The 12,982-nt window shown below is 39.7% G+C and carries 13 protein-coding genes; 12 read left to right on the forward strand and 1 reads right to left on the reverse strand.

The features are described from left to right. Position 1 precedes the first annotated feature (1 nt). The 6 genes from ACLR96_RS02055 (at position 2) to ACLR96_RS02080 (ending at position 5,869) form a co-directional block, all read left to right on the forward strand. Positions 2–643, forward strand: a complete 642-nt coding sequence (locus ACLR96_RS02055) for a vitamin B12 dependent-methionine synthase activation domain-containing protein (protein ID WP_177270359.1) — start codon at positions 2–4, stop codon at positions 641–643. Then, entirely contained in the window at positions 639–3,050 is a 2,412-nt protein-coding gene (locus ACLR96_RS02060) for a homocysteine S-methyltransferase family protein (RefSeq protein WP_412265095.1), read from the forward strand. The genes ACLR96_RS02055 and ACLR96_RS02060 overlap by 5 nt, the downstream gene beginning before the upstream one ends. Then, positions 3,047–3,481 carry a hypothetical protein gene (locus ACLR96_RS02065; protein ID WP_412265092.1) on the forward strand — a complete coding sequence of 145 codons (435 nt, stop codon included), beginning with the start codon at positions 3,047–3,049 and terminating at the stop codon, positions 3,479–3,481. Before ACLR96_RS02060 ends, ACLR96_RS02065 begins: the two co-directional genes overlap by 4 nt. A 28-nt stretch (positions 3,482–3,509) precedes the next feature. After that, positions 3,510–4,256, forward strand: a complete 747-nt coding sequence (gene lgt, locus ACLR96_RS02070) for a prolipoprotein diacylglyceryl transferase (RefSeq protein ID WP_177270361.1) — start codon at positions 3,510–3,512, stop codon at positions 4,254–4,256. A gap of 312 nt (positions 4,257–4,568) precedes the next feature. Then, the gene (gene ychF, locus ACLR96_RS02075) at positions 4,569–5,660 is read left to right on the forward strand and encodes a redox-regulated ATPase YchF (protein ID WP_177270362.1); all 1,092 of its coding nucleotides are present in this window, start codon (positions 4,569–4,571) and stop codon (positions 5,658–5,660) included. A 68-nt stretch (positions 5,661–5,728) separates the two neighbouring features. Then, positions 5,729–5,869 (forward strand): CDIF630_02480 family spore surface protein, encoded by a 141-nt coding sequence (locus ACLR96_RS02080; protein WP_177270365.1) that lies wholly within the window; start codon positions 5,729–5,731, stop codon positions 5,867–5,869. A gap of 101 nt (positions 5,870–5,970) precedes the next feature. Here ACLR96_RS02080 and ACLR96_RS02085 read toward each other — a convergent pair whose 3' ends face one another. Next, entirely contained in the window at positions 5,971–6,459 is a 489-nt protein-coding gene (locus ACLR96_RS02085) for a hypothetical protein (RefSeq protein WP_177270366.1), read from the reverse strand. Between the two features lie 152 nt (positions 6,460–6,611). On the opposite strand from ACLR96_RS02085, the gene sfsA reads away from it, so the two are divergent. The 6 genes from sfsA (at position 6,612) to ACLR96_RS02115 (ending at position 12,978) form a co-directional block, all read left to right on the forward strand. Then, positions 6,612–7,325, forward strand: a complete 714-nt coding sequence (sfsA, locus tag ACLR96_RS02090; protein WP_177270368.1) for a DNA/RNA nuclease SfsA — start codon at positions 6,612–6,614, stop codon at positions 7,323–7,325. A 314-nt stretch (positions 7,326–7,639) separates the two neighbouring features. Further along, positions 7,640–8,083 (forward strand): division/cell wall cluster transcriptional repressor MraZ, encoded by a 444-nt coding sequence (gene mraZ, locus ACLR96_RS02095; RefSeq protein ID WP_177270370.1) that lies wholly within the window; start codon positions 7,640–7,642, stop codon positions 8,081–8,083. After that, positions 8,073–9,014, forward strand: coding sequence for a 16S rRNA (cytosine(1402)-N(4))-methyltransferase RsmH (gene rsmH, locus ACLR96_RS02100; RefSeq protein WP_177270458.1), 942 nt, complete (start codon positions 8,073–8,075; stop codon positions 9,012–9,014). The genes mraZ and rsmH overlap by 11 nt, the downstream gene beginning before the upstream one ends. A gap of 1 nt (position 9,015) precedes the next feature. Then, positions 9,016–9,468 (forward strand): cell division protein FtsL, encoded by a 453-nt coding sequence (locus ACLR96_RS02105; RefSeq protein ID WP_177270372.1) that lies wholly within the window; start codon positions 9,016–9,018, stop codon positions 9,466–9,468. A gap of 113 nt (positions 9,469–9,581) precedes the next feature. Further along, positions 9,582–11,573: a penicillin-binding transpeptidase domain-containing protein gene (locus ACLR96_RS02110; RefSeq protein ID WP_177270374.1), complete on the forward strand. Its 1,992-nt coding sequence runs from the start codon at positions 9,582–9,584 to the stop codon at positions 11,571–11,573. A gap of 10 nt (positions 11,574–11,583) precedes the next feature. Then, complete coding sequence (locus tag ACLR96_RS02115) at positions 11,584–12,978, forward strand: UDP-N-acetylmuramoyl-tripeptide--D-alanyl-D-alanine ligase (RefSeq protein WP_177270376.1); 1,395 nt, start codon at positions 11,584–11,586, stop codon at positions 12,976–12,978. Positions 12,979–12,982 lie beyond the last annotated feature (4 nt).

Consider the following 12,982-nt stretch of genomic DNA (forward strand, 5'->3'; position numbering starts at 1 on the left):
GATGAATATAGATATAACAGAACCTATTTCCAGAAAGAGATGGCTCAATGCGCTGGGAGCAGGAGATAAAGATGATTATTCTTTGATAGCGAGGCTGGATAAAGCTGAGAAAATTCTGTTTGAGTCAGCAAAACCTAAAGCAGTGTATCGTGTGATGAACAGGAAAGATGTTAGAGTAGAAGGGTTTTCTCTTCAAAAGCATCTCGAAGGATGCCATAAAGTTGCAGTGATGGCTCTTACGCTTGGCATAGGTGTGGATAATGCCATCAGAAAGATGCAGATATCTGATATGGCTGAAGCAGTGATAATGGACAGTGGTGCGTCTGTTTTGGTGGACAGCCTCTGTGATAAGTTTGAAGAATACATCAGAAACAATGTTGATGAATACGTTACTTCAAGATTCAGTCCTGGATACGGGGATTCACCGCTCAGAATGCAGAAGAGTGTTATATCATATGTTGATGGACAGCGAAAGATAGGTCTCAATGTGACTTCAAGTAATTTGATGATACCGAGAAAATCTGTAACGGCGCTGATCGGCCTTTCCGAACATCCGGTAACAGGGCGGCTGGCTACGTGCGGGGAATGTGTTTTAAAAGATAAATGTACACTCAGGAAAGAAGGAAAATTTTGTGGCTATTGATTTTAGAGATAAGATATATATATTAGACGGAGCTATGGGGACCATGCTTCAGAAAGCGGGGATGAATCCGGAAGAAACAACTACTCAGTTTGGATTGAAACATCCGGAAATTTGGTATGACATTTTTACTCAATATATAAATGCAGGAGCGGATATAATATATGCAGGGACGTTCGGAATAAATAAGTTCAAGGCGGATGAGCTTGATATGTCTTTGGAGGAAGCGGTTGTCTGTGCCATGAATGTCGCAGACCGAGCGCGGAATGAGGCGTCAAAAGCTTCGGGAAGAGATGTAAAGATAGCTCTTGGCATAGGACCGCTGGGAGAATTGCTTGAGCCGATGGGTACATTGACTTTTGAGGAAGCCTATGATGCTTTTTCGCAGATCGTGAATGCCGGAAAAAACTGTGGCGCAGATCTTGTGGTCATAGAGACAATGACGGATCTTTATGAGGTGAAGGCGGCTGTACTGGCTGTAAAGGAAAATTCAAAGCTCCCTGTTATGGTATCCATGACTTTTGAGGAAAATGAGAGAACTTTTACTGGAGTCAGCCTTGAGGCGATGGCTCTTACACTTGAAGGATTAGGTGTTGACGCTATGGGAATAAATTGTTCATTAGGTCCGGTAGAGATACTGCCTATGGCAAGAAAGCTCAGGAGTCTTACATCGATTCCGGTGTTTGCTAAACCAAATGCAGGTCTTCCTGATCCTGAAACAGGTAAATACGACATAACCTGCGATCAGTTTATAGACACCATGAAAGAATATATAGACTGCGGAATAAATATGGTGGGCGGCTGCTGCGGAACAACACCTGAATATATATCGGGGATTGCCAGGTACAGAGACAGCCTTGTACAGAAACCGCAGAAAGAAGAAAGTATAAAACATGGTCTCCGTATATGCAGCAGTACTGATGTGGTTACGGTGGATCATGTCACGGTGATAGGAGAGAGGATAAACCCTACCGGAAAGAAAAGGCTTAAACAAGCACTTTTAGAAAAGGATTTTGATTATCTACTTAATCAAGCTATAGAACAGATAGATGCAGGCGCTGAAATACTTGATGTCAATGTAGGTGTCCCATCTCTTGATGATGTTGAAATGCTGCCTGAAGTCATCAAAAAACTTCAGTCTGTAACTGGGCTGCCTCTTCAGATAGATTCGTCAAATCCTAAGGCTATTGAAGCGGCATTAAGGGTGTATAATGGCAAGGCTATTGTAAATTCTGTAAACGGAGAACCTGAAGTTATGGACAGTATATTTCCCATAGTGAAGAAGTATGGGGCGGCAGTTATAGGGCTTACTCTGGACAGCGCAGGTATACCTGACAAAGCTGAGGACCGATTTGCCATAGCACAAAGAATACTTGATAAAGCTCTGGAATACGGAATTCCCAGGGAAGATCTTATAATAGACTGTCTTACTTTGACAGTGTCTGCTCAGCAGAAAGAAGCAGGAGAGACGCTTAAAGCTGTCAGGATGATCAAAGACAGACTCGGCCTCAAAACAGCTCTGGGTGTTTCAAATATTAGTTTCGGATTGCCTATGAGGATTCTGGTGAACAGGACTTTTCTGGCGATGGCTATGGAGTGCGGCCTTGATCTGCCTATAATAAATCCTAATGATGAAGATATGATGTCCGCGGTTTTTGCCTTTAATGTTCTTAAAAATGTAGATGAAAATGCTGTCAGATACATAGAAAGATATGGAGACTGTCAGCCGGAAATTTCTAAAACTGTTAAAAAGAGAGCTGCAGATTCTTCAGATACAAGTTCTTACAGTGATTCGGATATATTTTATTGTATAGAAAAAGGAATGAAAGCTGATACTGTAGCTGCTGTTAAAAAACTTCTTGAAAATCACAGTGAGATGGAGTTGGTAAATGATTTTCTGATTCCGGCTCTTGATAATGTGGGACAGGGGTTCGAAAAAGGAACCATATTCCTTCCTCAGATGTTGCAGGCGGCAACCGCAGCGCAGGCGGGATTTGATATAATAAAAACCAGACTCGCCGAATCAGATAAGGAATCAGTATCACTGGGAGAAGTTGTTATTGCTACTGTAAAGGGGGACATTCACGATATTGGGAAGAATATAGTGAAGGTAATAATGGAAAACTACGGGTATAAGATGATTGATCTGGGAAGAGATGTACCATCCGAGAAAATTGTTGAGACAGTAGTAGAAAAAAATATAAAATTGGTGGGATTAAGTGCATTGATGACAACTACATTAAAAAGTATGGAAGAAACCATAATAGCTGTTAAAACAGCGGCTCCTGATTGTAGGATTATGGTGGGAGGAGCAGTGCTTACAGCTGATTATGCAGAAAAAATAGGTGCGGATTTTTACTGCAAAGATGCTATGAAATCCGTAGAAGCAGCACAGGAGGTATTTGGATGAACAGATTTGGAATGTGGTTTGCTAATTTAATGAGAGGACGGTACGGGACTGATAATTTAAATAGATTTCTTTTGGTTATTGCTCTTATACTTGTGATAGCTGATATGTTTATAAGATGGAGGGTTTTGTATCTGATCGCAGTAATACTGTTGATATATGTATACTGCAGAATGTTTTCGAGAAACGTAAATGCCAGATACAGAGAGAATCAAAAATTTCTCCAGTTGACTGCAAGATTCAGAAAGAAGTCATCGGGGGTAGGAGGATATGCCGGTGGCAGTACATCCAGATGGAATGGGAAAGTAAAGGACAAGGATCATAAGATATTGAGATGTCCGGGCTGCGGTGAGAAACTCAGAGTTCCCAAAGGGGCAGGGAAAATAAATATAAGCTGTCCGCATTGCGGGACTAAGTTTATTAAGAAGGTTTGAACGAGACTGTCAGTAGAAGGAGGAAAATATGCCTACACCTGATCCGGTAGCTTTCTCTGTTTTTGGTATTGATATAATGTGGTACGCGGTTCTGATAACTTCGGGAATGATCATTGCCACAATAATATGCTGCAGACGAGCTCCTAAACATGATCTGACTTCAGATCAGATTCTTAATTTTGTTATAATATGTATTCCCTTGGCAATAATAGGCTCACGGATTTATTATGTGATGTTTAACTGGTCTATGTATTCAGGAAATATAAAAGACATATTAAATATCAGAGCCGGAGGCCTTGCTATACATGGGGGGCTTATAATGGGATTCATCACTGTGATGATACTCTGTTCTATATGGAAAATACGGCCTCTTAATGTATTGGACTTGGCGGCCCCCTGTATAGCTGTCGCTCAGTCTATAGGAAGGTGGGGAAATTATTTTAATTCAGAAGCTCATGGTGGGCCTACTGATCTGCCCTGGGCCATAACTGTAAATGGGCAGTCGGTTCACCCTACATTTTTATATGAGTCTATCTGGTGCTTCTTGTTGTTCCTTTTTCTCATATATATAGATAACAGGCGTAGATTTGAAGGGCAGACATTACTGCTGTACTGCGGGCTGTATTCAGCAGAAAGGTTTTTCGTGGAAGGGCTGCGGACTGACAGTCTTATGATAGGTCCATTCAGGCAGGCGCAGGTACTTAGCGTAACAGTGATAATACTTTGCGTCATTGCATATATTATATTATACAGACGTCATAGTAAAAACAGTTAAAGAAAAAGTCGGAAGTTCCCATATATAAGTTGATATGTGGGAACTTTTTCAATGCCTTCAATATTTTTTGAAATTCTGAAAATCAAAGACGCAGTATTTTAAATGTATCACATTGAAAAAGCCAGAGCAATACTATATAATAAGACACGCAAGTATTGAGACAGAAATGGGCAGATATGTTCATGTTATGAATGAATCACTGGCAAACGCAGTACACAGTTTCTAAAACAGGTGTGGCAGAGGCGTACAATAAATTTAATGAAAGGAAGAAATCTTTAAAGATCAAAGATTTCCGTACAGGTAGAAGATAAAATGAAATTAGGAATCGTAGGTTTGCCTAATGTAGGAAAGAGTACACTTTTCAATGCTATAACAAGAGCCGGAGCAGAGGCGGCCAATTATCCTTTCTGTACTATAGAACCGAATGTAGGGGTAGTCACTGTTCCTGATGAAAGGATCAAGGTTCTTCATGAGGTATATAATTCAAAAAAAACAGTATATGCCACTATAGAGTTCTACGATATTGCAGGACTGGTAAAAGGAGCATCAAAAGGTGAAGGCCTTGGCAATAAATTTCTGGGGCATATAAGAGAAGTAGCCGCCATCGTTCATGTGGTAAGGTGCTTTGATGATGCCAATGTAGTTCATGTAGACGGCAAGATCAATCCGATATCGGATATAGAAACTATAAATACCGAGCTTATTTTGTCTGATATGGAGGTTTTGGAAAGACGTATACAGAAAACGACAAAAAATTTGAAGGGTGATAGAAGTCTTCAGAAAGAATTGGATCTGCTTAAACGTATAGCGGAGTTTCTTGGAGAGGGAAAATCTGCGAGAGCCATGGATCTTACTGAGGAAGAAGCCGAGTTTGTAAAGAATCTTGAACTTCTTTCATATAAACCCGTGATTTATGCAGCCAATGTTTCAGAAGATGACGCAGCTGCCGAGGATAATGAGTATATCAGACAAGTCAGAGATTTTGCGAGGAGTGAGGGATCTGATGTTATTGTGGTATGTGCTAAGATAGAAGCTGAGATGGCGGAGCTTGAGGATGATGAAAAGATTATGTTCCTCGAAGAGATGGGAATAAATGAATCCGGTCTGGATAAGCTTGTAAAAGCTTCATACAAGCTTCTGGATCTTATTTCTTTCCTTACTGCAGGAGAGCCTGAAGTAAGAGCGTGGACAGTAAAAAGAGGAACCAAAGCTCCGGGGGCAGCAGGAAAAATACATACAGATTTCGAGAAGGGATTTATAAGAGCAGAAACAATAGCGTATGATAAATTGATGGAGTGCGGAGGAAACTTGGCAACCGCAAAAGAAAAAGGTCTTGTACGGTCAGAAGGGAAGGAATATATCGTGAAAGACGGAGATGTGATGCACTTTCTGTTTAATGTGTAGAAAACTAAAGATCCCTGAGAATAGGAAATACTTTCTGTGGCAGAATAAGCTTAAAAGGAGAAGTATCTATGAAAGAAAATCTAAAAGAAGCTTTCAGGACATTCCCTCTTGCTAATGCCGCAAAAAGAGAAAAGGGATCTAATGTAGCGATTCCTTCGGAGCAGGATGTGGAAGATGCCAAGGAATGGGTCGATTTTAAAGAAATGTAGAAAAAAACCTTCTGTGAAAAATTTTCTCAGAAGGTTTAAATTTTATTATATGAGAAATATTTACAAAAGACTGCTGCTGAAAAAAACAGTGAAGGCAAATATTATTCCGTAATTACATCTTTGGGTTCTGTGGCAAGTATTAGTTCGGCAGAATCGCCCATAAGGTATACAGTATAGAGTTGTTCCGGATTGTTTTCATGGTTTTTTATGAAATCGCCGGCTTTAATGACCTGTTCTTTTCCATCGACTTGACATGTCATTCTGGCATCTGAACCGAGCGTTGCTTCTTTTGTAACATTTGTGTCGGCAATATAATATCCTTCGTCATAACTGGAACTTGGAACGACTTCTTTTTCTGTTATTGTGACATTATAAGAATCTTCGTTTTTATTAAGTTCCACAGTCCCCAGCATTATCTCGGCTCCGTCAGTAGTAAGCTGCTGGGCATAGTCTGTTCTGAGATAATCGACAGTTATCTCAGGTTCATTAATCGTGTTTCCTGATTTTTCTTCTCCGCATCCTGTAAGAACTGACATTGAGAATATCACTACAGCCAGGAACACGAAACTCAATCCCTTTAATTTGTTCATCATAATTCTCCTATATACGTCTTTGTATGAAATGCTATACTTTACCGATATTCTACACTTAAAAATGAAGCCTTTCAAGAGAATTAAAGAAAATATAAGAAAATTGTAAGAAAGTTTTTCCATTTAGCATTAGTATTTGGTAAAATTGTTATATGAAGTATGAAAAAGTATGTTGCGGAAAATTTATAAAAAGACACAATAGATTTCTTGCTGATGTTGAAATGTCAGGTCGGATTTTCAAAGTACATGTTAAAAACACAGGGCGGTGCAGAGAATTGCTTGTTCCGGGAGCAGAGGTGTTTTTGGAAGATTTTGATGCAAAAATGGGAACTCGGAAGCTCAGGTATTCGCTTATAGGTGTAAGAAAAAATATCTCGAAATATTCTGTAATAGTAAACATGGATTCGCAGGCGCCTAATAAAGTGGTCAGGGAGGCTTTGGAATCCGGAAAACTTGTGCTTCCGTCAATGGATAAGACAGAATATGTGAAAGGTGAGTATAGCTATGGAAATTCAAGGCTCGATTTTTATGTGAAGGATTCAAAAGGCAGAAAAGCGCTTGTGGAAGTAAAGGGTGTGACCCTGGAAAACAATGGAGTAGCAATGTTTCCTGATGCGCCTACGCAGAGAGGTGTAAAACATATAAAAGAACTGATTAAAGCTGCAGATGATGGGTACCGGTCATATGTGATATTTGTCATACAGATGAAAGGTGTGGATATGTTTATTTCTAATGATAAGACACATGAAGATTTTGGACAGGTACTGCGCTTGGCAGATACTGCAGGAGTCAGGATATTGGCTTACGATTGCGTTACAGGAGAAGATTTTCTTTGGCTGGATGAGCCTGTGGCTGTGAAATTATAAAATATAATATCTCTAAATTGAGTTGTTTATGAGAGCAGAACGAAGGAAAGAACGTTCTGCTTTTTTTGTAGAAAATATCATTTTTTTACTTCCGAATTGAACCACTTTAAGGGGAATTGATAAAAATACAATATGGTGCCGTATTCTTTGTTACTGATACGATATATAGTATTGTGGACAGAGTAAATGGAAAAGAATTCTTGTGTATTTTTTATTTTTGGAGTAAAATTAATCATCAGTGGAGTGAATTTGTTGATAAATGGTTTGAAGTGGTTTAAAATGGAGTAAAACAAAAATGGGAGGGAACTAAATAAATGTTTGTAGGCAAATATTACAACTCAATAGACAGCAAGTCGAGAATAATAGTGCCTGCAAAATTCAGAGATGATCTTGAAGGCAGATGTATCATAGCTAAATCTTTGGACAAGTGTCTCACCATTTATCCCAGAAAACAATGGGAGAAATTCGTTGAGGAAAAACTGGATATTCTTCCGACGGGAAACCCTCAAGCCAGAAAACTGAAACGTCATTTCTATTCATCGGCAGCAGAATGTGATGTGGACAAGCAGGGACGGCTTACCATACCGCAGGAACTTAAAGAATATGCAGGAATAGAGAAAGATCTCATCACAGTAGGAAGCGATAAGACCATTGAAATATGGAGCAGGCAGAACTGGGATGATGAACTTGATCCTGACACAGGAGAATTGATGAATGCCAGTGAAGTGGCGGAAAGCATGGAACAATATGGATTTTAATCATGTCCCCGTTCTTTACGAAGAATGTATTTCAAATTTAAAGATAAAAGAAAACGGAATTTATGTTGACGGCACTCTGGGAGGGGGCGGTCATGCACTGGGTATTGCAGAACATCTTGGTAAAGACGGTACTCTCATAGGTATAGACAGAGATACAGATGCAATAGAGGCAGCCGGAAAGAGGCTTTCAGATGTAAGCTGTGCAGTGAAGCTTGTTCATGATACATATTCCAACATAAGAGGAGTGCTGGAAAATCTGGGAATAGACGGCATAAACGGAGCACTTCTGGATATAGGCGTTTCTTCGTTTCAGCTTGATAATAAAGGCAGAGGGTTCTCATATATGCAGGATGCCCCATTAGATATGAGGATGAACAGAGATGATGAATTTTCAGCATATGACGTTGTCAATGGATATGATAAGAATCATCTGGCCGAGATTATAAAAAATTACGGTGAAGAAAAATGGGCATCACGTATAAGTGATTTTATCGTTAACAAACGAAAGAACGGCAAGATAGAAACTACAGGGCAGCTTGTGGATATAATAAAGGCGGCAATTCCGGCATCAGCCAGAAGAGATGGTCCCCATCCTGCCAAAAGGACATTTCAGGCCATCAGAATAGAAGTAAACAGTGAACTGGAGCAGTTGAAACATGCCATAGATGAATTCTGTGACATATTACTTCCGGGAGGAAGGTTATGCATAATAACTTTCCATTCTCTTGAAGATCGCATAGTCAAGGAATCTTTTAACAGAAGACTTAATCCATGTACATGTCCGAAAGAGTTTCCTGTATGTGTCTGTGGAAAAGTGTCTGATATGAAGAAAGTTACAGGAAAACCGATAGTTTCCGGAAAAGATGAACTGAATGATAATCCCAGAGCGAGAAGCGCTAAGCTGAGGGTTATAGAAAAGAAGAGGTATTGAGATGATAGCACCTGAAAGATGGTATGAATATCAAAAAAATTATCAAAAATATGGACTGGATATGAAACCGAAGCCTGAGACCAGGATACGCTCAAGGAGGAAACGGAGCTCCAAAAAGATTACTCTTCCTATAGGAAGCGGAAAAAAAGTGGCGTTTTCCATGGTGTTGGCTGTAGGCATAGCAATGATAGTCTTAATAATAATAACAGCATATACAGCTAATCTCAGATATAATATAAATTCTATGATAAAAGAAAACAGTGCTTTAATGGGAGAGATAGAGAATCTTCAAGTTAAGGTTTACAGTGCCAATAATGTGGATTACATAGAAAGCAAAGCGACAAGCGAACTGAAAATGGCATATCCGAGCGATAAAGACAGGGTATATATAACAAGCGATGATATCCCCGAAGAAGGGTTTTCCGATATAATAAAGGAAAAGGCATATAATTGATCAAAAAAAATATAATATGTCGTAGTTGATGATAATAAAATGTAACTATGGTACCCGGACAGATAAAACTGATAAATATGTCCGGGATCACTTTTTATGTAGAGGGGAGTAAAGTGACGACATTAAATAGCAGTAAAAAAAATTTGATAATAATCTTGATTATTGTTTTTGTCTGCCTTTTGATACTATGCATTAGATTAGGCTGGATACAGATCGTAAAGGGGAGCGAATATTCGGAAAAAGCAGTTGAGCAGCAAACAAGAGACACGCCGATAGAAGCAGAACGGGGAATGATCTATGATACAAACGGCAATGAGCTTGCTGTCAGTGTGACATGTTATACTATATGGGCAAGACCTACGGATGTAAAATCAGGGGAAACTAAGGAAGAGAAGAATGCTAATATAGAAAAGGTTGCCAAAACTCTCTCACAGACACTGGAACTTGATTATGAGGATGTGAAAGAACAGGTAACTAAAGAACAGAGCATAGTCAAAATAAAAAAAGGTGTAGACAAGGATACCGCTGATAAAATAAGAGAAGCTAAACTTTCTGGTATTGAAATAGCGGAAGATACGAAACGAAGTTATCCTTTGGGAGCTTTTGCATCCCACACTCTTGGAACAGTAACAGATGATAACTCAGGTCTTTCGGGATTAGAGTTGCAGTATAATACATATTTGAGCGGCGTTTCGGGAAGGTGGATAAATTATACTGACACCAGTGGAAACAGGCTGTCTTACGGAAAAGAAAAGTATTATCAGGCAGAGGACGGATATAGTATAGTGACTACTATAGATCAGGTGATACAGCATTATACGGAAAAGGCTATAGCGCAAGTTCAGGAAAAGACCAGTTCCAAAAGAGTCATGGCTATAGTTATGAACCCCAAAAACGGAGAAATACTGGCTATGGCACAGACTCCTGAGTTCGATCTGAATGATCCTAAGACACCTCTTGATAAAGAAGAACAGAAAAAGCTTGAAAAGATGTCTGACAGTGAAAAAGTAGCATATTGGAATAAAATGTGGAGAAACTCATTAATATCGGACGTATATGAGCCGGGATCCACATTTAAACTTCTTACAACTGCTATAGCTCTTGAGGAGGGTATTACTGATCTTGATGCTACGTTTACTTGTACGGGATCTGTAGTAGTAGCAGGTCAGACTATCCACTGCTGGAGGAGTGAGAATCCGCATGGAACTCAGAACCTGAAACAAGCAGTCGGTAATTCATGCAACCCTGTTTTTGTCAAGTTGGCAACTGATATAGGTATAGATAAATTCTATAATTACATGGCAACCTTTGGTATAACAGGAACAACAGGTATAGATTTTCCCGGTGAAGGTACTGCTATCTTGCAGTCAAAGGAAACGGCGGGTCCTGTTGGTCTTGCTACCATAGGATTCGGGCAGGGTGTTGCGCTGACACCTATACAGTTGATAACAGCTGTAAGCGCCTTCGGAAATGAAGGAAAACTGATGGAACCGCGGCTTGTCAAAGAACTCAAGGATTCCGACGGCAATACAGTAGAAAAATTTGATGAAAAGGTAGTAAGACAGGTGGTATCTAAAGAAACTGCTGACGAGATATGTGATATAATGCAGTTTGTAGTAGATGAAGGCGGCGGCGGAACTGCTGCCGTTGAAGGATACAAAGTCGGAGCAAAGACCGGTACAGCTGAGAAAGTAAAGGAAGACGGTTCGGGATACAGTGGAGATACTTATTCTTCCTGTATTGCCATGGCGCCTATGGATGATCCCCAGATTGCAGTCCTTGTAATAGCCGACAGTCCTGAAGGTGTAAGATACGGAAGCGTTACTGCTGCTCCGGGAGTGCAGCAGATCCTTTCGGATTCGCTGAGATATCTCAATATTTCTCCTGATGAAGAAAGCCAAAAGGAAGCAGATAAAGAAAAAGTGGAAGTGCCTGACGTAGTAGGCCAGCAGATAAGTGAAGCCATTGGAATATTGGCCGGTGATTCATTGTCTTATGATACAGATGAGGATGCTGCAGCTGAAAGTAATTTCATAGTTACTAAACAGTATCCTGCGGCAGGAACTAAAGTAAAAAAAGGCAGTAAAATTTATTTATATAAATAAGCAGGTATATATGGATAAAATATCAATAGACGCTGTTGTTAAAGCAGTAAACGGTTCTTTAATAAAAAAGTGCGGTGAAAATTTCATAACAGGAGTCAAGCATGATTCGCGTGAGTGCGGGGCCGGAGATATGTTCGTTGCTGTGTCGGGAGAGAAACAGGACGGCCATAAATACATACCTCAGGCATTAAGATCCGGGTGCAGAACTGTTTTGGTATCTCATCAAAATGGATGGCCGGATGATGTGGATGCAATAGATTTTAATGTTATAGAAGTAGATGATACTGTTTATGCCATGGGAGAGCTGGCTAAATACTATCTTGATACTTTAGATCTCATAAAGATTGCAGTTACTGGAAGCGTGGGAAAGACTTCCACAAGGGATATGATATACTATGTCCTGAAAGAAAAATTCTCATGTGGAAGAAATATGAAGAATTTTAATAATGATATAGGTCTTCCGCTTTCAATATTTCAATTTGACAGCAGTATGCAGGCTGCTGTACTCGAAATGGGTATGGACAAATTCGGAGAGATTGACAGACTGGCAGAAATAGTGAAACCTCACATAGCAGTTATAACAAATATCGGAGTTTCACATATAGAAAATCTGGGGAGCCGTGAAGGTATATTCAAAGCTAAGATGGAAGTGACAAAACATATAACTTCTTATAAGGGGAATCCCGGAACACTGATATTTCCGTGGGATGGAGAATTTTTGACCAGAGAAAACACAGAAGGCCAATATAGTCAGATAGTAGTGGGATCGGATGGAAAAAGTGATTATATAATATCCCATATTGATGATTTTGGGTTAAAAGGTATACAGTTTACTCTTGAGCATATGGAAAAAAACAGAAAGATCAGGATCCCTGTTCCAGGAAGGCATAATGCTGTAAATGGAACACTGGCGTTAGCTGTTGGTGATCTTCTGGAAGTTTCTGAAGATCAGGAGAACATAGGCCTTTCAAAGGTTGAACTTACGGGGAGCAGGCTTAAATGCCTTGAAAATCATGGAGTTACGGTTATTGATGATACTTATAATGCAAGCCCGGATTCCATGAAAAGCGCAATGAAAGTTCTGGAAAAAAGCCCCTGCAGCGGCAGTAAAACAGCAATACTTGGAGATATGTATGAACTTGGAGAGCAAAGTCAGAGACAGCATTTGAGCGTCGGGCTTTTTGCAAGAGGACTTCGTATAGATAAAGTGATAGCTGTGGGCTGTATGGCAAAGTATATAGCTGAAGGGGCTTCAGGAGGAAAGCCTGAGGCTATCTATTTTGAAAAAAAAGAAGATTTATATGATAAAATGAATCAACTGATAGGTCCTGGGGACATAATCTTAGTTAAAGGTTCCAGAGCAATGAAGATGGAACAGATAGTAGAAAAAGTTTTAAAAATTTAGGAGA

It is taken from the genome of Lentihominibacter sp. (assembly GCF_046951855.1).
Classification (GTDB): Bacteria; Bacillota; Clostridia; order Peptostreptococcales; family Anaerovoracaceae; genus Lentihominibacter; species Lentihominibacter hominis.

What these genes read in the sequence shown, in the direction of transcription:
- ACLR96_RS02055 (WP_177270359.1), top strand. Translation starts at nt 2, where the DNA reads ATGAATATAGATATAACAGAACCTATTTCCAGAAAGAGATGGCTCAAT.
- ACLR96_RS02065 (WP_412265092.1), top strand. Translation starts at nt 3,047, where the DNA reads ATGAACAGATTTGGAATGTGGTTTGCTAATTTAATGAGAGGACGGTAC.
- lgt (WP_177270361.1), top strand. Translation starts at nt 3,510, where the DNA reads ATGCCTACACCTGATCCGGTAGCTTTCTCTGTTTTTGGTATTGATATA.
- ychF (WP_177270362.1), top strand. Translation starts at nt 4,569, where the DNA reads ATGAAATTAGGAATCGTAGGTTTGCCTAATGTAGGAAAGAGTACACTT.
- ACLR96_RS02080 (WP_177270365.1), top strand. Translation starts at nt 5,729, where the DNA reads ATGAAAGAAAATCTAAAAGAAGCTTTCAGGACATTCCCTCTTGCTAAT.
- ACLR96_RS02085 (WP_177270366.1), bottom strand. Translation starts at nt 6,459, where the DNA reads ATGAACAAATTAAAGGGATTGAGTTTCGTGTTCCTGGCTGTAGTGATA.
- sfsA (WP_177270368.1), top strand. Translation starts at nt 6,612, where the DNA reads ATGAAGTATGAAAAAGTATGTTGCGGAAAATTTATAAAAAGACACAAT.
- mraZ (WP_177270370.1), top strand. Translation starts at nt 7,640, where the DNA reads ATGTTTGTAGGCAAATATTACAACTCAATAGACAGCAAGTCGAGAATA.
- rsmH (WP_177270458.1), top strand. Translation starts at nt 8,073, where the DNA reads ATGGATTTTAATCATGTCCCCGTTCTTTACGAAGAATGTATTTCAAAT.
- ACLR96_RS02105 (WP_177270372.1), top strand. Translation starts at nt 9,016, where the DNA reads ATGATAGCACCTGAAAGATGGTATGAATATCAAAAAAATTATCAAAAA.
- ACLR96_RS02115 (WP_177270376.1), top strand. Translation starts at nt 11,584, where the DNA reads ATGGATAAAATATCAATAGACGCTGTTGTTAAAGCAGTAAACGGTTCT.